The sequence below is a fragment of the Kitasatospora purpeofusca genome, assembly GCF_000718025.1.
Lineage (GTDB): Bacteria > Actinomycetota > Actinomycetes > Streptomycetales > Streptomycetaceae > Kitasatospora > Kitasatospora purpeofusca.
This window is the reverse complement of the sequence record NZ_JODS01000057.1, coordinates 1-19761: the sequence shown is the minus strand read 5'-3', so window position 1 is coordinate 19761 and position 19761 is coordinate 1. Positions and strand designations below refer to the sequence as shown.

The window sequence follows — 19761 nt, the reverse complement described above, 5'->3', positions numbered from 1 at the left end:
GGAGCAAGGGGGGCGGGGGCGGCCGGGGGGACCGGAGGAACAGGGGGCAGCAGCGGGTCGGCGGGCGCGGCAACGGACGCGGACGCGGGCTCAGGCTCCGGCTCCGCCGGGACGACGCGGACGCGGCGGAGCACCGTGCGGATCCGGGCGACCAGCACGGCGCTCTCGAACGGCTTGACCACGTAGTCGTCCGCGCCCGCCTCCAGTCCGGACACCACGTCCACCGGATCGGTACGGGCCGACATCATCAGGATCGGCAGCTGGCTCTCCTCCCGGATCCGTCGGCACAGCCCGACCCCGTCGAGCAGCGGCAGCATCACGTCCAGCAGCACCAGGTCGGGCCGCACGGCGTGGAACATCTCCAGCCCCTCCAGGCCGTCGGCGGCCGTGGCGACCGGGAACCCGTAGCGTTCCAGGGCCATCCTGGTCGCCTCCCGGATCACCTCGTCGTCCTCGACGATCAGGATGCTGGGGTGGCCGGCGGCCGTGGGGCTCATGGCTTCGTCTCCGGGAAGGGCACGGCGGTGGGCACGGCGGTGGGCGTGGCGCTGGGCTGCGCCGGACGGGCGGGGTTGGGCTGCGGCTGCGGCTGCTTGCCGACCACCGCGTCCGAGCCGGCGCCGGCGGACGGGGGTGCCCCGCTGGGCCGGGACGGGGCCGAGGGTTTGACGGGCCCGCCCCCCGTCACGGCGGTCGGGCCGGTGCCGGGCGGCCTCTCCACCGTCGGCTTCTCGGCGGCCGACGGCGTCGGCTCGGGCTCCGGGGCGGTCGGCCCGATGCCCTCCACCTTCTGGTCGGCCAGGGCCAGCCGCACCCCGTCCCAGCGGTAGAGGCGGCCGGTCCGGAAGGAGCCCGTCGGCTCGTACAGCCAGAGGTCGGTGCCGACCGTCTCGGCGCCGAACCCCCGCAGCAGGGAGACCCGGTGGATCGGCAGCAGCCGGTCCGCGGAGGCGGTGTAGACGTGCAGCACGACGGTGTCGGCGAGGCCGACGGCGAGCAGCAGCTCGGGCCGGCCGTCCCCGGTGAGGTCACGGAACTCGGGGGCGCGCAGTTCGCAGCCCGGGCACGGTTCGAGGACCCGCCGTTCGTCCTGGGTGACGCCGGGGTCCTTGGTGAGCAGGGCGCGGGTGTCCACGGCGGTGATGTCCTGCCCGGGGACGGTGAGGTCGGGGACCGGCTGCGGCGTCGGCTCCGGGCTGCGGCTCCCGGTGGGCTCCAGCGGCGTCGGCGAGGAGGCGGTGGGCGCGCCCGGCCAGAGCGGCACGCGGGCCGGGGAGGGCGTGACGGGGGCGACCGCGCCGTGGTCGCGCAGTTCACCGGGGGCGGCGCAGCCGACCGGGAGGGCGAGGGCCGCGGCGGCGAGGAGGACGGGGAGGAGGAGGGCGGGGCGGGGCCGCGCGGCGGTGCGGTGGGCAGCGGGGCGGCGGGCAGCGGGGCGGCGGGCGGCGGTACTCATCCTCCGGGTCCTTTCCGGTCGTCCTGTGCGCGTGTTCCTGGTGCGTTCTCGGTACGCCCCGGCCGACGTGGCGGGCGCCCGGCGGGGAGACCGCCGGGCGCCGTTCGACCCCCGTCAGCCTACGGGCGTCGCCGGATCGGCCAGGACGACGATGTTGTCCGTCCAGTGGCCGTCGGCCCCGATCCGGCCGCCGCAGGTGATCAGACGCAGCTCGGGCCCCTTCGTGTTGCCGTACACCGCGTCGGTGGGGAAGTCGTTCTTCGCGTACTGGAGCAGGGCTCGGACCCGGAAGTCCACCGTGCCGCCGTCCTCCCGCCGGACCTGGATCAGGTCTCCCGCCTTCAGCTTCGGCACGTTGTGGAACACCGCCGGGCCGTGCGCGGTGTCGTAGTGCCCGATCAGGACGGCGGGCCCGGTCTCCCCCGGCGTCGGGCCGTTGCGGTACCAGCCGACCTCGTCGGCGCGGTCGGCGGCCGGCACCTCGACCGTGCCGTCGGCGTTCAGGCCGAGGCCGGTGACCGGGGCGTCCACCCCGGCCGCGGGGATCAGCAGGCGGGTCGGGGCCGAGGCCGCCAGCGAGCGGGGGGCGGCGGTGGTTCCGGTGGACGTGCCGCCGGCGGAGGCAGCGCCGGCGGAGGAGGCGGCGGTCGTCCCCGTCGACGGGGCGGGCGCCGCCGGGGCGGTGGCGTCGGGGGCCTGCCGGGCCGAGGTCTCCACCCGGACCACCGGCGGCTCCGCACGGCCGGAGACCGCCACGGTCGCGCCGATCGCCAGGCAGAGCAGCCCGGCCGCGCCGAAGACACTCCGGTTCAGCCCCGCCCCGCGTCCGGCGCGCCGCCCGTGGCGGCCGTGCTGCGAAGTGTCCCGGGCCCGGCGGCCCCGCGCCGCCCGCGCCCCGTCGCCGCCGTCCGGACCGGCGGCGACGGGGTGCGGGGAGGACCCGGGGGCGTTGTCAGCCCCGCGCACCGGAACGCCGGCGCAGCACGGCGAAGCCCAGCGCAGCGGCACCGACGGCGGCGACGGCGCCGCCGCCGACCAGCTTGAGGCCCGAGGAGTCGCCGGCCCCGGAGCCGTCGCCGGCCTGGGCGGCACCCTTCGGCACCTCGCGCACCTGCGGCTTGGCGTCGGTGGGCGCCTGGGGCTTCGGCTGGACGCCCTCGGGCAGCGGGGCCGGCTGGGCGGTCTTCGCCTGCTCCTTGCCCTGCTCGACGGTGGGCGGCTGGGCCGTCGGGGGCCGCTCCGGGTGCTGGGGCGCCTTGACGGCGGGGCCGCTGCCCGCCCCGGCGGACGGGGCGGCCGGCGCGGCCGGTGCGGCGGTGGGCACGGCGGTGGGCGTGGCGGGCGCGGCGACCGCGCTGGGGGCGGCCGGCGCGCCGCCGTCGGCCCAGGCCTGCCCGCCGGTGACGGTCGCCAGCAGGGCGGCGCCGGTCAGGGCGCAGACGGCCGTCAGCCGGGAGACGGCGGCCGACCGCCGGGCGCGGTTCGTGGTCGTACGCAGAGCCATGCGAGCTCTCCTTCATGGTGGTGACGCGGGCTCCGGCACCCTGTGGCCGGTGCGTCGTGGATGACGTTAGGAAGCCCGTGTCGCGGTCCCCGGCCGGTCGTGTCACAGCGCTTCATCGGCTGCGTAACGGTCGCCCGGCGGTCCGGCGGGGGGGTTCGTGACACCCGTCCCGGCGACGGGAAATTCGCTGGTGGCGGCCGGTGCGGGGCTCGTAGCATCCACGCGTGACCGACAGTGAGAACGCATCCGGGACCGAGGACGGCATCGAGGCGGCGGACCGGGAGGTGTGCTGGCGGGGCCGCGGCATCGGGTTCGCGGTCGTCGACGTGGACGACGCCGAACTGCTGCAGCGCTGGCGCTCCGACCCCGTGGCCGTGCACCAGATCGGCTATTGGCCGCGTGCCCTGTCCGCCCTGCGGGAGCGGCTGGAGCGCCAGCGCGACGACAACGAGCGGGACGACTTCCTGGTCCTGCTGCCCGACGGCACCCCGATCGGCCACATCGCGCTCTTCGACCAGGACCTCGCCGACGGCACGGCGGAGATCTCGCTGCTCCTGGACGAGCGGCACCGGGGCGGGGGCCACGGCCCGGCCGCGCTGGACGCGCTGGTCGACCTCGCCTTCGGGGAGCTGCCCCTGCACCGCCTCCAGGCCGTCACCCACACCGGCAACGCCCCGGCACTCGCCGTCCTGGCCGGCGCGGGCTTCGTCCAGGAGGGTGTGCGACGCTCGGCCTGCCTGCACCGGGGCCGCCGGTACGACGCCGCGGTGCTGTCCCTGCTCCGGTCCGAGTGGGAGGCGCTGGCCCGGCCCCGGTCCTGGGAGCTCTGACCCTCCTCGACTAGGACGCGTCGGGCGTGGCCCCCGGGCCGGTGCGGGCGTGGGCCGCGAGGACGGTGTCCAGGAGCCCGGGGAAGCGGTGCTCCAGGTCGGCCGTGCGGAGGGCGGAGAAGCGGCGGTTGGCCTCCTCCCTCTGGGTGATCACGCCGGACTCCCGCAGCACCTTGAAGTGGTGGCTGAGGGTGGAGGGCGCGACGTCCACCGGGAAGGTGCCGCAGGCGCGTTCCGGCTCGGCGCGCAGCACCCGGACGATGGTCATCCGGGTGGGGTCGGCGAGCGCGTGCAGGACGTCGAGGAGGTCGATCTCCTCGGTCGCGGGGTGGGTGGGATCCGGTCGGCGGCGGGTGCTGCGGGCCATTTGCGCCCTCCCTGATCTGCGATGTTCGACATCCATCGAAACTGCGTGGTACCACTGTCCCGCGTTCAATTTCGTAGTTCGTCGAACATCGTAGTCGAGGGGACCGACAACCATGCGCGCACTGGTGATGACCGCACCCGGCGGGGCCGAGAACTCGCAGGTCCAGGAGCTCGCGACGCCCGAGCCCGGCCCCGGGCAGGTGACGGTCGACGTCGCCTTCGCCGGACTGAACTTCGTCGACGTGATGACCCGCCGGGGCGACGCCGCGTACGCCGCCGACTGGCCCTACCGGCCGGGCAAGGAGGTGGCCGGCACCGTCCGGGCGCTCGGCGAGGGCGTCACCGGACTGGCCGTCGGCGACCGGGTGGTCGCCGCACCCGTCGGCGCGGGCCTCGCCGAGGTGGTGACCGCCGAGGCGGTGCTCACCGTGCCGCTCCCGGACGGCGTGGGGCTGCGCGAGGCCGCCGCCGTCCCGCTGGGGCTGGCCACCGCGCTGCTGCTGCTGACCGACGCCGGCCACTTCGCCGCCGGGGAGACCGTCCTGGTGCACTCGGCGGGCGGCGGGATCGGCCACGCCCTCGCCCAGCTCGTCCCGCTGCTCGGCGGCGGCCGGCTGATCGGCACCGTCGGCCGCCCGGACAAGGCCGCCGCCGTGCTCGCCTCCGGCTACCGGCACGCTTTCGCCCGCGACGAGGCGCTCGCGGAGGCGATCCGGACCGCCACCGACGGCCGCGGCGTGGACCTCGTACTCGACCCGCTGGGCACCGAGGCCCTGGAACTCGACCTCGCCGTGGCGGCGCCCGGGGCCCGGATCGTGCTGTTCGGCAACGCGGGCGGCGGCGCCGTCGCCGACCTGCCCCCGCTCGCCCGCCTGCTGGCGGGCAACCTGACCGTCACCGGCTTCAGCCACCGCGGCCTCGCCGCCACGGCCCCCGAGCGGCTCGCCCGGGCCGTCCGCCGGGTCGTCGGCCTGCTCGCGGACGGCGGTCTGGAGCTGCCCGTCACCGAGCTGCCCGACCTGTCCGCCGTCCCGGCCGCGCACGACGCGATGGCGGAGCGGCGGGCGACCGGCAAGTACGTGGTGCGGATCGGCGGTTGAGCCGGGACTCCGGCGTCGACCGGGCTCCGACCAGGGAGGACGTTTTCCGACCGGTTCTGACCCCGTCCTGGCCTGCCCTGTCCGATGTCGCGGAATGGACCTAGGTCGGAGGGTCCAGGGCGAGCCGAACCGCAGCCGGAGGCCCGGGCGGCGTCCGGTCCGTACGGTGGCGGTATGAGCGTCGATCTCGACAAGTACTTCGCACGCATCGGGTGGGACGGCGAACGCGCTCCCACCCTCGACACGCTCCGATCACTGCAGTACGCGCACGTGCTGGGCATCCCGTTCGAGAACATCGACGTGGTGGTCGGCACCGTGCCCTCGCTGGACCTCACCGATCTGGAGGCCAAGCTCGTCGCCGGCTCGCGCGGCGGGTACTGCTTCGAGCAGAACACCCTGTTCGCCGACGTGCTGGAGCAGCTCGGCTACCGCGTCACCCGGTACACGGGGCGGGTGCGGGTCGGCGCCCGCCCCGGGGAGATCCGGCCCCGCACCCACCTGGTGCTGGGCATCGAGGTGCCCGGGGACGGCGAGGGGCCCGGGGATGACCAGGGGCCCGGTGGCGAGGTGCCCGGGGGCCGGTACCTGGTCGACGTCGGCTTCGGCTCGATCGACGCCCTGCTGGAACCGCTGCCGATGGTCCCCGGACTCGTCCGGGAGGGCCGGGGCCGCCGGCACCGGCTGGTCCTGGAGGAGGCCGACGGCCCGGCGCCGGTGTGGGTGCTCCAGGCCCGGTCCGGGGACACCTGGATCGAGCTGGTCTCCTTCACCCTGGACGCCGCGCCGCCGCCCGACATCGGCGTCGCCAACTGGCACGTGGCCACCCACCCGCGCTCGCCGTTCCGCCGCCTGTTCGTGCAACGGACGCACGTCGACGGGCACTTGTCCCTGGACGGCACCACCCTCACCCGCACCGCGCGGGACGGCACGGTGACGGTGGAGCCGGTCGAGGGCGCGGAGGCGCTGCGGGAGCTGCTGGAGTCCGAGTTCGGCATCGCCCCGCCGCCCGGCGTCCGCCCGGAGCGGTAGCGGCTGCTGCCGACCGGGTCACCCGGTGCGGTAGGCGTCCACCAGGGTCTGGTCGAGGGTGTTGCCGTCGGTGTCGGTCAGCTCCGCCCGTAGCGAGACCGCGGTGCCCGCCACCGGGTTCGGCACCGTGACGGCACCCTCGTGGACCGGGAGCACGGTCCACGAGCGGCCGCCGTCGGCGGACATCGAGACCGCCAGCGAGCGGACGCGGCCGCCGGCGGCGGCGCCCTGCACGGTGACCGGCACCCGCAGCGGGCTCCCGGCCGGCGCGGTGCCGTCCGGGCCGAGTCCGGGCGAGAACCGGACCACGCTCACCGGCACCGGGGCCGGGCCTGGCGTCGTGGCCGAGCGGAAGGTCCACGACACGCTGACCCGGGTGGTCGCACCGGTCGCGCCCCGGCGGGCCACCGTCGCGGCCAGCCGGTACGAGGACGGGCCGGGCGGCACGGTGAACGTCGCCCGGTCGAGCCCGCCGGACCGCGCGTGGAGCAGCGCGCCGTCGCGGTAGAGCCCGGCCCAGGCGGTGTCGAAGGACGGCGCCGTCGGCACATGGCCGTCGCCGTCGGCGAGCAGCGGGAGGTCGGCGGTGAGGGTGTCGCCGTCGCGTTGGACGCCGCCGCGGCCGGTGAGCGCGGGGCCGAAGACCGGGCTGTCGAAGGTGTGGGCGGCGGTGGTTCCGGCCCGGACGGCGATGCCGTCGACGAAGTAGCGGTTCGGGCGGGTGCCGGGCGCCGCGGGGGCCGTGTACACGAGGTCCCAGGCGCCGCGCAGGGGCGTGACGAACACGGTGGCCGTCCCCGGTACCGGCACGGACCAGGAGGCGCCGACGCTCGGCCCGGCGGCCGGTCCGAGCGTCGGCGACAGGTCGATGCCCGCGGTGCCGGCCACCGCTCCGCCGCGGTCCGGGCGGGCGAGGGCGCGGAGTTCCAGGGCGGCCAGCTCCGCCGCCGCGTAGTGGTGGGTGAGCCCGGTCAGCGCGCGGGTGCCGGAGAAGGTCCGGCCGAGGGCGTAGCCGCCGGAGCGGGTCGTCCAGTAGGAGTCGTACCACTGCCGGACCGAGCCGGCCTCGGCCTCGGGCCCGAGATGGGCGGTGCGCAGGGTCGGCGTCGCCTTGACGATGCCGGCCATCCTGGTCGCTCCCTCGTGCGTGACCTCGATGAACATCCCGGCGGTGAGGAAGGCCGCGGCGTCCGGCGGCGTGACGTCGACGGGGGCGGTGGTCCGGGCGTCGACGGTGACGGTGGTGTCGCGGTCGAGGTCCAGCCGGGGCTGGACGATCCAGTCGGTGCCGTCCGGCACCCGGTCCGTCCAGAGGCTGCTCTCCAGCAGGTAGCGGCCGCCGGGCAGCCGCACGGAGGCGGTGCCGGAGGCGTCGTGGGGCTGCTCGGACCGGCCGGCGCCGGGGCCGGAGATCCCGGTGACGGAGGTCCGGTAGCGCGTCGGCACCCGGCCGTCCCGGCCCAGGTGGCGGATCGTCAGGGTGTACGTCGCGGGCTCGGTCTCCGACCCGGTCTCCCGCTCGGTCTCCGACTCGGCGGCGAAGGCGGCGGAACCGGGGACGCGGACGGAGGCGACTGCCGCACCGCCCAGGGCGGCGGCGCCGGTCAGGACCCGGAGGACGCTCCGGCGCGGCAGGAGGGACGTAGTGGTCATGCCCTCTCCTGTCCGCCGGAGCACCGGAGTTCCCGCGGTCCGGGGGCCCGCCACCCCGTTCAGCGGGTGCCGCGCGCCCCGGCGGTCAGGCTGCGGCCCAGGTCGAGCAGGCTCAGGCCGAACATCAGCACCCCCAGCGGCACGTGCAGCGCCGGGTGGTGGGTGACGCCCAGGACCACCTGGACGGAGGCGAGGACGAGGAAGCCGGTCGCGTACAGGATCGGCCGGGCCGGGCCGCCGCCGGGCCGCCAGGCCAGGACGGCGGCGAGCAGGTAGACCATCGAGGCGCCGTACATCACCCGGGCGCCCACGCTGTGCAGCGTCTCGCCGTAGGAGGTGGAGAGCAACAGGCCTGCGGTGGCGGCCTGGTAGAAGATCGCCACGGTCTGCGCGGCGATGCCGGCGCGGAGGAGCGTGAGGCTGCGGCGTGCGGGCGGGGTCGTCGTCGTGGTGGCCATGGTGCGGTCCCTCTTCCTGCCTCGCGGCGGTGGGTCGGTAGTGTCCCGCTGGTTCGACGAAACAGGTCCGCGAAGTGTGAGGCGGGCGGCGAGGAACGGGGGCGGCGCATGGGCACGGGCACGGGGTTCGACCGGGGGACGGGGTTCGGGCACGGGGCCGACGCGGCCGTCGGCGAGCGGCGGCACCTGGTCGGCCTCGCCTACCGGATGCTCGGCTCGGTGGCCGAGGCCGAGGACGCCGTGCAGGAGGCCTACGCCCGCTGGTACGCGCAGGCGCCCGAGCGGCGGGCGGGGATCGCCTCGCCCGGTGCCTGGCTGACGACGGTGCTCAGCCGGGTCTGCCTGGACGTGCTGGGTTCGGCGCGGGTCCGGCGCGAGAGCTATGTCGGCGAGTGGCTGCCGGAGCCGCTGCCGGACGCGGTGGAGTGGGCGGTCGGGACGGCCGCTCCGGCCGATCCCGCCGACCGGATCACCCTGGACGAGTCGGTGGGCATGGCGTTCCTGGTGGTGCTGGAGTCGATGACCCCGGCCGAGCGGGTGGTGTTCGTGCTGCACGACGTCTTCCGCTACCCGTTCCCCGAGATCGCCGCGATCGTCGACCGGACCCCCGCCGCCTGCCGCCAGCTCGCCTCCTCGGCCCGCCGCCGGGTCGGTGCCGCGCCCGCCCCGGCGCCCGGCAGCGCCGTGGTGGTGCGGGAGTTCAGACAGGCCTGGGAGGCCAAGGACATCGGCGCCCTGGTCGGCCTCCTCGACCCGTCGGCCGTCATGGTCGCGGACGGCGGCGGCCTGGTGAGCGCCGTGGTCCGGCCGGTCGAGGGCGGCGAGCGGATCGCCCAGTACCTGGCGCAGATGGCGGAGTGGGCCCCGGGCCTGGTCCTGCTGGAACGCACCGTCAACGGCCGCCCCGGCCTGGTCGCCCAACGCGACGGCGCCACCGCGACGGTGGCGGCCCTGGACGTGGTGGACGGCCGGATCACCCGCATCTGGGCGGTCCGCAACCCGGAGAAGCTCGGCCTCTGGACGGCGGCCTGACAGCTCGGGCGGCCCGAGGTTCGGGGCGGCGGCCCGGGGCGGCGGGAGGCTCAGAGCCAGCCGTTGTGGGCGGCCTTGATGCCGGCTTCGAAACGGCTGCTGGCACCCAGGCGTGGCCCAGGTCTGTTCGAAGAAGTCGAGCAGGGCGGCGAGGATGCCGGGTGGCCTCAAGGCCCTCACCAGCGCCGTCACCGGCAACACCATGCACGTCTACGCCATCGGCTCCACCGGCAAGGTGTACACCAAGGACGCCGACTACAACACCGGCCAGTGGACCACCGGCTGGACCGAGGTCCCCGGCGGCGCCCAGAGCTGACCCCCCTCCTTCGGTGAACCCTCACGGCGTGGCTCCGGGCTCACCTGCCCGGGGCCACGCCGTCGTGGCGTGATCACGAACGGCCGGCACTCGTCCGCGCACGGACGTCGGCACGGCCCCGGCGTCGGGAGACCGATGCCGTCCGAGCACGGGAGTCCATCGACCGACAGGCACGGGCGCAGCCGTTCCCGCTCGGCGGCCGCGGGATCTCCTCCGGGTCAGCCGCAGAACTCGGCCTCGGCGAGCTTCAGTTTGCCGGTGAACCAGTCGGCGTTGGTGTTGAACGCGACGGAGTGCCGCCCGTCCCGGGTGGCCAGCGCCAGCGTCGACGAACCGTGGATGCCGCCGTCGTGGCCCCAGACGGCGACCCCGCAGGACAGCGTCCCGCCGCCGATGCCCAGCCCGCCGGGGCCCTCCGTGGTGAGCATCTCGTCCAACTCGGCCTGCGGGAGCAGCCGTCCGCGCATCAGCGCGGACAGGAAGCGGGTGAGGTCGTCGGTCGTGGAGATGATCTCCCCGGCCGCGCCGGCCGTCGACGGGTTGAGCTCGGTGGTGTCCAGGGGTGTCGGCGACCCGCCGAACAGCTTCGAGTAGCCGCGCGCGTGCGGCCGGGGCACGGCGCTGGCGGTGCCGGGCACGCTGGTGCCGCTGAGGCCCAGCGGCCGGAGGATCCGCCGCTCGATCTCCGTGCCGTACGGGTGTCCGGTCACCTCGGCCACGATCATCCCGGCCAGGATGTAGTTGGTGTTGGAGTACTCGCGCTTCGCGCCGGGCGCGAAGACCGGCGGGTGGGACACCGCGATCCGCACCAACTGCTCCGGTGTCCAGGTGTCGTAGCGACGACTGAGGAACTGCGGGGTGAACAGTACGGCCGCCATTCCGGGGTCGTCGTCGTAGGCGAACAGCCCGCTGGTGTGGTTGAGCAGCTGCCGGACGGTGATCGCCGAGCCGTCGTTCCCGTTCCCGCTCACCACGCCCGGCAGCCATCGGTCCACGGTGTCGTCGAGGTCGAGTCGCCCCTCGGCCTGGAGCTGGAGGAGCACGGTCGCGACGAACATCTTGGTCACGCTGCCGATCCGGAACCGCTCCCGGGCCGACCGGGGCTGCCCGGTCGCGGTGTCGGCGGTTCCGATCGCCGTCGTCCAACTGTCCTTCCCCGAGCGGGCGGTGGCGACCATCCCGGGGAGCCCCTCCGTCCGTACGGCGGTGTCCATCGCCGTCCTCGTCCCGCCGTGACCGCTCCCGCCGGTCACCGCAGTAACGCCGGTCCCGCCGGTCCCGCCGGTCGCACCGGCCGCCGCCGGGAGCGCCGTCCCCACCACCAGTGCCGACGCCACCGCCGCCACGCCCACCCCGCGCCGAAGCGCCCGCCGCTGTGCCGCCCGCTGCCGTGCCCGCTGCCGTGTCATGCAGATCTCCTGAGGTCCGTTGCCCTCGCCCCCCGTCCCCGCGCAGGTCGACGGGCCGGGGCGCCCCGGAGTTCCGGCAGCCCGCCCATCGGCGCGCAAACCGTCCGCGTGGACGAACGGCCCCGGAGTCGAGGGGTTCGGGGTACCCCTAATGGGCCGATTCACCCCCCACAAGCATGGGATGTCGCGCCAACCAACGGCATTGCGAGGATTCGGCGCAGGGCGCCCGACTCCGGCCACGGGAGCGGACGTTGCACGCCGCACTCGACGCCCGACCCGCTCCCGCAGCAACACTCCGGGAGCACCGGACGTTCACCGATGAGCATCAAGTCCCTTGCGCAGTACGCACGTTGGCGGACAATCCGGCTCCGGCGCACTGACGCCCGACGTTCCGGAACGCCGTCTCCGCGCGGAACGGGATCCCGGCACGTCGCCACCAGAAGGAGGACCCCGTGCCACCACCCCGATTCTTCCGCCGGCCGCTGACCGCACTGCTGGCGGCGGCCGCCGCGCTCACGTGCGCGATCGCCCCGGCCGCCGCGGCCGCCCCCGGACCGACCTCCGCAGCCGCCGAACTGCCGCGGCTGCGCTCGCTGTACGTCGCGATGCCGGACGGTGTCCGGATCGCCGTCGACGTCTGGCTGCCGGCCGGCACCACCCCCGGCAAGCGACTGCCCACCGTCCTGGAGACCGAACGGTACTGGCGCTCCCGCGAGCACCCCGGCGGGCCCGAGAACGACCCCCGGGCCGGTAAGGCGAGCGGCTGGAACGACCGCGGCTACGCCTACGTCGTGACCGACCTGCGCGGCACCGGCGCCTCGTTCGGCACCCTCCGGGCCGAACTCGGCACCACCCTGATCAACGACAGCGGCTCGCTCGCCGACTGGATCGCCGCCCAGCCGTGGTCCAACGGCCGGGTCGGGACGACCGGCGTCTCCTACGGCGGCGACACCGCGATGCTCGCCCTCGGCCTGCGCAACCACCACATCACCGCCGCCGCGCCGAACTCCTACGACTTCGACCCCTACGAGGACCTGGTCCGCCCCGGCGGGCTGCTGATCGAGCCGCGGGTCGCCGTCTACGGCATGCTGCTGCGGATCCTCGACCGGACCGGCGGCACCACCTGCGCGACCAGCGACGAGACCCGGCGGCTCTGCGACGAGTACGGGCTGACCGGCACCGCCCCCAAGCCCGTCGACGGTCCGGACGGCCCCGCGCTGCGCGACGCCGCCCGCGCCGAGCACGCCGGGAACGCCAACCTCGTCGACTTCGCCCGCGACGGCGCGCACCGGGACTACGCCAACGGCCCGCAGAGCTGGGAGGTCACCGGCGTGGCACCGCGGAGCCGCGCCATCGAGGCGGGCGGCGTCCCGGTCCTGACCGACGCCGGCTGGCTGGACGCGGGCACGCCCAACGGCGTGCTGTCCCAGTTCACCGGCCTGTCGAACACCCAGGAGAGCTGGATCGGCCCCTGGAACCACGGCCAGGGGTACCTCGCCGACCCGTTCCTGCCCAGCCGCCCGCTCACCGGAGCAGAACGCCGGGAGATCGGCGAGCGCACCGTCGCGTTCTTCGACCGCTACGTCAAGCACCACGAACGCCCGGACGGCGAGCGGCTCGTGCACTACTACACCCTCAACGAGGGCACCTGGCGGACCACCGACCGCTGGCCGGTCCCCGGCACGACGAACCGGCGGCTCTACCTCACCGACGGCAACACCCTGAGCCGTAAGCCGCAGCCGCCGGCCCCCGGTCGGCCCGACAGCGACCCGCTGACCCTCGCCCCCACCGCCGGCACCGGCCCGCTCGACCGCTGGAACACCAACCTCAGCGGCGACCCGGTCAGTTACCCCGACCGGGCCGCCGTCGACCGCGAGTTGCTCAGCTACACCAGCCCGCCCGTCCCGCAGGACACCCGGGTGACCGGCCTCGGCCGGGTGACCCTCGACGTGACGGGCGTCAGCGGCGCGAGCGACGGCGCGCTGCACGTCTACCTGGAGGACGTCGCCCCGGACGGCCGTGTCACCTACATCACCGAAGGCCAACTCGCCCTCGCGGAACGGGCCGTGTCCTCCCGCTGGAGCAACCCCGACTGGCGCCGGCTGCGCACCCCGCGCACCTTCGCGGCCGCCGACTCCACCCCGTTCCCGCAGGGCACGCCCCAGCGCGTCACCCTCGACCTCCAGCCGACCTCGGTGCTCTTCAAGGCCGGTGACCGGATCCGGCTCACCGTCGCCGCCGCCAACCCCGACTCCTTCGAACTGCGGCCCGCCGACGGCAGGGCCGCCTACACCATCGGCCACGGCGCCGTCCGGCCCTCCTACGTCGACCTGCCGGTGGTCGGCTGAGCGCCCGCGCCCCGGCGGCGCCGCACAACACAGCACTGGGCCCCGGGCCGTCGGCGCACCCCGCGCCGGCGGCCCGTCCGGTCTGCGCCGGCCGCCCCCGGCCACGGGTGCGGAAGCCCGCGCGGAAGATAACGAATCCATCACGACCGAAGATCGCGTGCAGCAGCCGCGGACCGGGCTCCGTCAGGTAGGGCGGGGGGAGCCAAGGAGGCTTCGGGAGGGGCGAAGATGCTCGACAGAGACCGGCCGGACGACCATGCGAAGCGCTGACGTCCCGGCCTTCACGGCATTCGTGCATGCCCGGTCGTCGGCCCTCTTCAGGACCGCGCTGCTGCTCACCGGCGAGCGTCATGTGGCCGACGACCTGGTGCAGTCCACGCTGGAACAGGTCTGTCGGCACTGGCGAAAGATCCGCTCCGCCGACGCGCCGGAGGCCTACGCCCGCCGGATCCTGGTGAACCTCGCCAACGACCGCTGGCGCAAGCTGCGCGGACACAAGGAAGTACCCCTGGACGACGGCGTCGAGGACGGGTTCGTCGATCCGTACAAAGGGCTGGTGGTCCGCGACGCGTTGATGCGCGAGCTGCAGTCCCTTCCGATCGGCATGCGCACCGTCCTGGTGCTGCGGTACTTCGAGGACCTCGACGACGCGGAGATCGGCCACCTGATGAACATCTCGGCCGGCTCGGTCCGGTCCCAGGTGGCCCGGGGCCTGTCGAAACTCAGGTCGACCGTCGACGCCCAGGCAGTGCACTCACGTTCCGGAGGGGCGGCATGAAGGACCACGAGCTGGAGCAGGAGCTGGCCGCGGCCATGCGCGACCGTTCGCGGCAGGAGCCGCCGTACAGCTACGACGTCGACGGCCTCATCGGGTCGGTACGGCGGCGCCGCCGGCGCCTGCAGGCGGGTGCGGCGGCAGCCGTGGCGATCGTGGCCCTGGGCGCGGGATTCCTGTCCCGGCCCGATCACGACCGCGTCTCGCTGCCCGTCCAGGCACCGACCGCGTCGAGTGTCGTGCTGCCGCCCTCGCCCACCGCTTCGACATCGGCCTCGGCCTCCGCTTCGGCTTCGGCCTCCGCTTCGGCTTCGGCTTCCGCCTCCACCTCGACTGCGGCATCGGCCCCGAAACCGGCCGACCCGGCCCGAACGACGAACACCCTGTTCCTCGCCGCCCTGCGCTACCAGAACCCGGCCACCCGCTCCCAGGTGGACCCGGTGGAGGTGGCGGCCCTGTTCGCCGACGAGTCGGCGTACCGACGGATCTGGGGCGCCGACTCCACCGGCGTGACCTGCGGTTCCTCGGTCGACGGCGTGCTGGCGGCGGGCGAGGTCCTGCTGTACCAGGGGGTCGAACGGCTCGACCGGGCACCCGCCCCGACCTTCGACGGGTCCACGGGGAAGGTGACCGACCTGACCTGCCGAACGGTCGCCGGAGGCAGCAAGGTCGGCGACCCCACGGTCTCCGGCTTCTACGGCGGGCTGGTGACGGCCGCCAAGTCCGGTGACTCCACGGCGATGTCGAGGCTCGGGAGACAGTTCGTGACCGCGAACCTCCGCTCCGCCCAGGGCCCGACCGCCGGGACCTGCTCCTCCACCACTCCCCCGTTCTGGCTCGCCGACAACCCCTCGTCCGGAACTCTCACCCACGGATGGACCGTGAACCTCGGCGGCCCGTACGACTTCCCGATCGAGATCGACGAGAACGCGAAGGTCGCCACAGCCTGCGGCAAGTGAGCCGCACCGGCCGCCCCTGAGGCCGACGACACCGGACCGCGCCCGCACAGCGGCGCGTCCGGCAACCCCTGCATGCCTTGGCCGCCCCTTGGCCGCCAACAGGCGATGTCCGCATGCCCGGACATCGGAGAGCGAGTACCCGCATGAAGCACCGGACAGCCTTCGCCATTCCCGTACTCGTGGGCGCCGCCATGGTGGCCCACGTGCTGGTCCCGACCCCGGGCCCCGCCCAGGGCGCCCCTTCCGGCCCGCTGCCGACGGCAGCGCCGGCGAGCCCGTCGGCGCCGTCACCGGCGTCACCGCCAGCCACGCCTTCCGAACCGGCACCTTCCGCCACGGGGACGACCACGCCGGAACAGGCCGTACGCCTCGCGCTCGACGGACTCGGGGCGCACCGCGGCCGCTACGCCCTCGCCGTCGAGGACCTCACCTCGGGCCGCTCGGCCGCCTACGGCTCGTCCACGTCGTCCACCGAGGCCTTCACCTCCGCGAGCATCGTCAAGGTCGACATCCTGGCCGCCCTGCTGCTTCAGGCGCAGGACCGCGGAGAACAACTCGGCTCCGCCCAGCGGCAACTGGCCTCCGACATGATCCGCGTCAGCGACAACGACGCGGCGCAGAAGCTCTGGGGCGAGATAGGGAGACGCCAGGGCCTGGACGCGGCCAACGCCCGACTCGGATTCTCCTCGGCACACGCCGGCCAAAAGGTGCCCTGGGGACTGACCCGGACCACGGCCCGTGACCAGATCGCCCTCCTGAAGGCCGTGTTCACGCAGGACTCCCCTCTGAATGCCGCCTCCCGGTCGTACCTGCGGGCCCTCATGGGCACCGTCAGCGAGGGACAGAACTGGGGCGTCGGCGCAGCCGGCACACCCGGCACCCCGCCCGTGCTCAAGAACGGCTGGCTCCCGGACGGGACGACTCACCTGTGGTCCGTCAACAGCGTGGGCATTGTTGAACGCGAGGGCCACAGCCTGCTCGTCGTCGTCCTCACCGACGGCCAGCCCACCCAGGAGACCGGCATCGGACTCGTCGAGCGGGTCGCGGCGGCTGCGGTCGAGGCCCTGGTGCGTACGCCCTGAGTGCTTTCTTGTCCAATGGCCGCCCCGGGGCACTACCCAAGACGGTGCCGCAGCCAGGCAAGCCCGTAAGCGCTGAGCGTGTCCCACGGCGCGCCCGGGGTTTCGACGGCGCGGAGGAGCCATCGCCCGGTGAGGATCGCACTGAAGGCCGTCACGGACCGCCCGGGCGCTTCCCGCCACACCGACACGCCGACGGCCCACTTCTCGGCCGCTGCGGGAGCATGTCCGGCCTCGATCAGCCGGACGACCAGGTACGCGGTGTCTGCCCATGCAGCACCGGGGGCGGGGAAAGCCCAGTCGACGGCGCGTACCTCGTCGCCGTCGACCAGGAGGTTCGGTCCGGACAGGTCGGTGTGCACCAGTGTCCTGCCGTTGATCAGCTCGGGCGCTTCGCGTTCGGCCAGGATCAGGGTGTCCAGCCGTTCCATGATCCATGGATCGAGCCTGCCCCGGTGCCGGTCGCCGAGCTGGTGCCAGAAATCCTGACCGGACCACCGCTCGGCCAGGCCGAACGCCCGGAGGGGCGGGGCCGGGGTCAGCGCCCCGGCGAGCGCCTCCAGGGCACGGGCGAGCAACGGCAGATCGGCCGAGCCCGGCGACAGGTCGGCGTGTCTGCCGGGCACCCGCTCGAATCCGAGGGCCAACCACCCCCCGGCCTCGATCGTCCAGAGCAGACGGGGCGCGAGGCCCGCCGGGAGCACGGCGTTCACCACCGATTCGCGGCGGTGCATCCACGCCTTGGGGTTGTCCTCGCGGACGGCCTTGCAGAACACCGGACCGAAGGCCGTCTCCAGCGTGGCGGCGAAGTCGGAGACGGTCCCGGCCGTCGCCGGTTCGGCGCCGGCCACCGCTCCGGTCCGCATTTCGATGCTCGTCCGAAGTTCGAACGGCAGATCGTTCCAGGAGCAACCCATGAGAGCCCTCGGAGGGATCGGGCCCGCCTCCTCCGCGACCGGAGGAGGCGAGCCGGGAATCAGTTCCTAGCTGCTGTGGCAGCCACGGTTGCACTGCGAGCACTTGCCGCTTCCGCTGGTGTCGCTTCCGTCTCCGCCGCTGCCCTCGGAGCAGTCCGCGGACACCGCCCACAGCTCGGGGTCCACGGCGTACCCACTCGCCTCGACGACGGCCGCTGTGGCCGCGATGCCCACTCCCCGACCGGATGCATCCGGGCCGTCGGTCGGCACATGGTGCAGGAACCTCCCGGCCAGCGACCGGCAGAAGCTCCGGTAGTCCGCAGTGTGCAGGATGAACGTGTGCCACCCGACATCGACCAGGCGCGCCGGAGACAGCCCGGCACCGGGGTTGGCGGCACACGCGCCGAGGAAAGCGAGCGCCTGATCCATGACGCGCTCGGCGAGCACGTGGTCCATGCCCTCGTCCTCAACGATCCGGGCAGCCAAGCGCCCGAAAAGCTCCGGTGCGACGAGGGACCGGCCGGTGATTCGTTCCGTGCTGACAGAGGTCACTGTGGAACTCCCCTGGCTCTGATTCGATCCCCGCCCACGGGTGCGGACGGGGATTCCGCGCGAGATCAAAACTAGGAACAGTCAGACTCGGATCTCCACGAACTTGCACCGACTTGCACTTCAATTTCCTTTTCTAATAACGCTATTGACGAAAACTCTGCCGCTCCGAGAAGCTTCTGCAAGCCCGAGCAAGCACCTGACCCGAGGAGCCGGCCATGGCCGTAGAGTTCGTTGGCATCGACCCCAACACCGACCGCGACCACTGCCCCACCGTCTGGGTGGACCTGGAGGCCGAGGAGATCCTGCTGCAAGGATGGACGGCGCGCCCCGGGACTCGGTCGGCGTGCGAGGCGACCAGCCCCGCGAACGGCCCGGTGCCCGACGGCGAGGCCATCGTCAGGCTTCCGGCCCGAATGGCGCCCATGATCAGGGAGGCCTGCGATGCCGTCGAGCGCGCCCGACTTCGCTGAACTTCTCGGACGGTGCGAGCGCTCCGCCGTCCATCTGGAACTGCGGGACTCCTATGCCCCGACCGAACGGTTCGAGGCGTGGCGGCGCGGTGACCGAATCTCCTGGGACGCCAGGGAGTCCTGGTGGCATCCCTATGACCAGTTGATCACCGACACCGTGGCTCGGGGCGTGGTCGTCCGTCGGGCCCGGATCGTCTCCGAGCCCGTTTCCGAGTACATCCGGTGGGAGCACTACGTCACTCACGCGAACATCGCCGCCGGCGAGGAGGTCCGCTGGCTGCCCCGGCGGCGGGCCACGAACATCCCGCTGCCGGGGAACGACTTCTGGCTGTTCGACGGAGCGCTGCTCCGGGTGCACCACTTCTCCGGCGACGGCGCGGTGGTCGAGGACGAGATCACCGCGGACCCGGAAACCGTGACACTGTGCGCCACCGCATTCGAGGCGGTCTGGGACCGGGCGGTCCCGCATCACCTGTACGAGATCTGACGGAGACCTGCTCCCTCAATGCCCGCGCATCCCTCTCCCGCCATTCAGGCGGCCCGCGAATCCCTCGCGGGCCGCCTCGGCGACATCCGGAAGGACGCGGGTCTCAGCGGGCGGGAGTTGGCCGCCAGGTGCGGCTGGTCGGAATCGAAGTCGTCCCGGATCGAGAACGCCAGGACACACCCCTCGGACAGCGACATCAGGGCCTGGTGCCGAGCCTGCGGCGCGGGCAACCAGGCCGCCGATCTGATTGCCGCCAACCGGCAGTCCGCCGACGCCAACGTGCAGTGGCGACGGCTCCAGCGGACCGGGCTCCGCCGCTTGCAGGAGTCCACCGCGGACCTGTACCGAACGACCAAGGTGTTCCGGGTCTACGTGTCCGACGTGATTCCCGGCTTCCTGCAAACACCCGGCTACGCTGCCGCGTTGCTGTCGTCCATTGCGGACTTCCGGGGCACCCCGGACGATGTGACCGAGGCCGTGCAGGCCCGCATCAGGCGCAATGCGGTGCTGGGCAACGCCGCCCACCGGTTCTCGTTCGTCCTGGAGGAGTCCGTGCTGCGCTACCGCGTGTGCTGCGCCGACACCATGGCGGCGCAGCTCGGCCACCTGCTCGAAGTCATGGACCTTCCCAACGTCGCCCTGGGAATCGTTCCGTTCGCGAGGCAGCGGACCGTGTGGCCCATGCCGACCTTCACCGTCTTCGACAACAGCAGGGTCCACGCGGACACTCTGGACGCGGCCTCGACGCTCACCCAGCCGAGTCAGATCGATCTCTACTCGCGGGCCTTCGACCGGCTTGGCCAGGGTGCGGTGCGGGGTGCGGCGGCGCGCTCGCTGGTGGTGAGCGCCTTGAGCTGTCTGGACTGACCTGCCAAAAGCGGAAGCCCCGGGTGTCGGTCCGGGGCTTTCTCGCGTTCCGGGCTATTCGGCGGGGGTGCCGTGGAGGAGGAGGGGGAGGTGGGCGCCGCGGGTGAGGGCGTCGAGGGCGTGGGTGGTGCGGCGGTGGTGGTCGGGTTGCATG

At 74.0% G+C, this 19761-nt stretch carries 22 protein-coding genes; 12 read left to right on the top strand and 10 right to left on the bottom strand.

Annotated elements, in window-relative coordinates; all coding sequences use genetic code 11:
• From IF01_RS0139975 to IF01_RS49490, 4 genes are all read right to left on the bottom strand, one after another.
• Nucleotides 1–497: response regulator (locus tag IF01_RS0139975; RefSeq protein ID WP_157855494.1), on the bottom strand; the 497-nt coding region annotated here is incomplete at its 3' end.
• Nucleotides 494–1456, bottom strand: a complete 963-nt coding sequence (locus IF01_RS0139970) for a hypothetical protein (protein ID WP_030398547.1) — start codon at nt 1454–1456, stop codon at nt 494–496. The genes IF01_RS0139975 and IF01_RS0139970, both read right to left, overlap by 4 nt.
• Nucleotides 1457–1570: 114 nt before the next feature.
• Nucleotides 1571–2422, bottom strand: a complete 852-nt coding sequence (locus IF01_RS43270; RefSeq protein ID WP_244215788.1) for a class F sortase — start codon at nt 2420–2422, stop codon at nt 1571–1573.
• Nucleotides 2409–2960: a hypothetical protein gene (locus IF01_RS49490; RefSeq protein WP_030398545.1), complete on the bottom strand. Its 552-nt coding sequence runs from the start codon at nt 2958–2960 to the stop codon at nt 2409–2411. The genes IF01_RS43270 and IF01_RS49490 overlap by 14 nt, the downstream gene beginning before the upstream one ends.
• A gap of 224 nt (nt 2961–3184) precedes the next feature.
• Between IF01_RS49490 and IF01_RS0139955 the strand changes: the two genes are divergently transcribed.
• Nucleotides 3185–3790: a GNAT family N-acetyltransferase gene (locus IF01_RS0139955; RefSeq protein ID WP_030398544.1), complete on the top strand. Its 606-nt coding sequence runs from the start codon at nt 3185–3187 to the stop codon at nt 3788–3790.
• A gap of 10 nt (nt 3791–3800) precedes the next feature.
• On the opposite strand, the gene IF01_RS0139950 is transcribed toward IF01_RS0139955, so the two are convergent.
• Nucleotides 3801–4157 (bottom strand): ArsR/SmtB family transcription factor, encoded by a 357-nt coding sequence (locus IF01_RS0139950; RefSeq protein ID WP_030398543.1) that lies wholly within the window; start codon nt 4155–4157, stop codon nt 3801–3803.
• Between the two features lie 112 nt (nt 4158–4269).
• Here IF01_RS0139950 and IF01_RS0139945 point away from each other — a divergent pair, with 112 nt between their 5' ends.
• Nucleotides 4270–5256, top strand: coding sequence for a quinone oxidoreductase family protein (locus IF01_RS0139945; protein WP_030398542.1), 987 nt, complete (start codon nt 4270–4272; stop codon nt 5254–5256).
• 174 nt (nt 5257–5430) lie between these two features.
• Nucleotides 5431–6285, top strand: coding sequence for an arylamine N-acetyltransferase family protein (locus IF01_RS0139940; RefSeq protein ID WP_030398541.1), 855 nt, complete (start codon nt 5431–5433; stop codon nt 6283–6285).
• Nucleotides 6286–6303: 18 nt separating this feature from the next.
• Here the strand turns inward: IF01_RS0139940 and IF01_RS0139935 are convergent, their stop codons facing one another.
• Nucleotides 6304–7938 carry a hypothetical protein gene (locus tag IF01_RS0139935; protein ID WP_051757172.1) on the bottom strand — a complete coding sequence of 545 codons (1635 nt, stop codon included), beginning with the start codon at nt 7936–7938 and terminating at the stop codon, nt 6304–6306.
• Between the two features lie 59 nt (nt 7939–7997).
• On the bottom strand, nt 7998–8396 hold the full coding sequence (locus tag IF01_RS0139930) for a hypothetical protein (protein WP_030398539.1): 399 nt from the start codon (nt 8394–8396) through the stop codon (nt 7998–8000).
• A gap of 108 nt (nt 8397–8504) precedes the next feature.
• On the opposite strand from IF01_RS0139930, the gene sigJ reads away from it, so the two are divergent.
• Both sigJ and IF01_RS48820 read left to right on the top strand, forming a co-directional pair.
• The gene (gene sigJ / locus IF01_RS0139925) at nt 8505–9428 is read left to right on the top strand and encodes an RNA polymerase sigma factor SigJ (protein WP_030398538.1); all 924 of its coding nucleotides are present in this window, start codon (nt 8505–8507) and stop codon (nt 9426–9428) included.
• A gap of 154 nt (nt 9429–9582) precedes the next feature.
• On the top strand, nt 9583–9744 hold the full coding sequence (locus tag IF01_RS48820; RefSeq protein ID WP_157855493.1) for a hypothetical protein: 162 nt from the start codon (nt 9583–9585) through the stop codon (nt 9742–9744).
• Between the two features lie 218 nt (nt 9745–9962).
• On the opposite strand, the gene IF01_RS0139915 is transcribed toward IF01_RS48820, so the two are convergent.
• On the bottom strand, nt 9963–10958 hold the full coding sequence (locus IF01_RS0139915; protein WP_233290554.1) for a serine hydrolase domain-containing protein: 996 nt from the start codon (nt 10956–10958) through the stop codon (nt 9963–9965).
• A 647-nt stretch (nt 10959–11605) separates the two neighbouring features.
• On the opposite strand from IF01_RS0139915, the gene IF01_RS0139910 reads away from it, so the two are divergent.
• The 4 genes from IF01_RS0139910 (at nt 11606) to IF01_RS43260 (ending at nt 16317) form a co-directional block, all read left to right on the top strand.
• Nucleotides 11606–13501 carry a CocE/NonD family hydrolase gene (locus tag IF01_RS0139910; RefSeq protein WP_078880746.1) on the top strand — a complete coding sequence of 632 codons (1896 nt, stop codon included), beginning with the start codon at nt 11606–11608 and terminating at the stop codon, nt 13499–13501.
• 256 nt (nt 13502–13757) lie between these two features.
• The gene (locus tag IF01_RS0139905; protein ID WP_030398535.1) at nt 13758–14279 is read left to right on the top strand and encodes a SigE family RNA polymerase sigma factor; all 522 of its coding nucleotides are present in this window, start codon (nt 13758–13760) and stop codon (nt 14277–14279) included.
• The gene (locus IF01_RS47980) at nt 14276–15235 is read left to right on the top strand and encodes a hypothetical protein (protein WP_030398534.1); all 960 of its coding nucleotides are present in this window, start codon (nt 14276–14278) and stop codon (nt 15233–15235) included. Before IF01_RS0139905 ends, IF01_RS47980 begins: the two co-directional genes overlap by 4 nt.
• A 143-nt stretch (nt 15236–15378) precedes the next feature.
• Nucleotides 15379–16317 (top strand): serine hydrolase, encoded by a 939-nt coding sequence (locus tag IF01_RS43260; protein ID WP_051757170.1) that lies wholly within the window; start codon nt 15379–15381, stop codon nt 16315–16317.
• A 32-nt stretch (nt 16318–16349) separates the two neighbouring features.
• Here IF01_RS43260 and IF01_RS0139890 read toward each other — a convergent pair whose 3' ends face one another.
• Together IF01_RS0139890 and IF01_RS43255 are read right to left on the bottom strand one after the other, a co-directional pair.
• Entirely contained in the window at nt 16350–17180 is an 831-nt protein-coding gene (locus IF01_RS0139890; protein ID WP_051757168.1) for a phosphotransferase, read from the bottom strand.
• A 117-nt stretch (nt 17181–17297) separates the two neighbouring features.
• On the bottom strand, nt 17298–17783 hold the full coding sequence (locus IF01_RS43255; RefSeq protein ID WP_063764426.1) for a glycine-rich domain-containing protein: 486 nt from the start codon (nt 17781–17783) through the stop codon (nt 17298–17300).
• Between the two features lie 215 nt (nt 17784–17998).
• Here IF01_RS43255 and IF01_RS0139880 point away from each other — a divergent pair, with 215 nt between their 5' ends.
• Genes IF01_RS0139880 through IF01_RS0139870 form a run of 3 tightly spaced genes read left to right on the top strand, consistent with a single transcriptional unit; the run spans nt 17999 to nt 19607 of the window.
• Entirely contained in the window at nt 17999–18253 is a 255-nt protein-coding gene (locus tag IF01_RS0139880; RefSeq protein ID WP_030398530.1) for a hypothetical protein, read from the top strand.
• Entirely contained in the window at nt 18225–18740 is a 516-nt protein-coding gene (locus IF01_RS0139875; RefSeq protein WP_030398529.1) for a DUF6879 family protein, read from the top strand. Before IF01_RS0139880 ends, IF01_RS0139875 begins: the two co-directional genes overlap by 29 nt.
• Before the next feature lie 18 nt (nt 18741–18758).
• Nucleotides 18759–19607, top strand: coding sequence for a helix-turn-helix domain-containing protein (locus tag IF01_RS0139870; protein ID WP_030398528.1), 849 nt, complete (start codon nt 18759–18761; stop codon nt 19605–19607).
• Nucleotides 19608–19761: the final 154 nt, after the last annotated feature.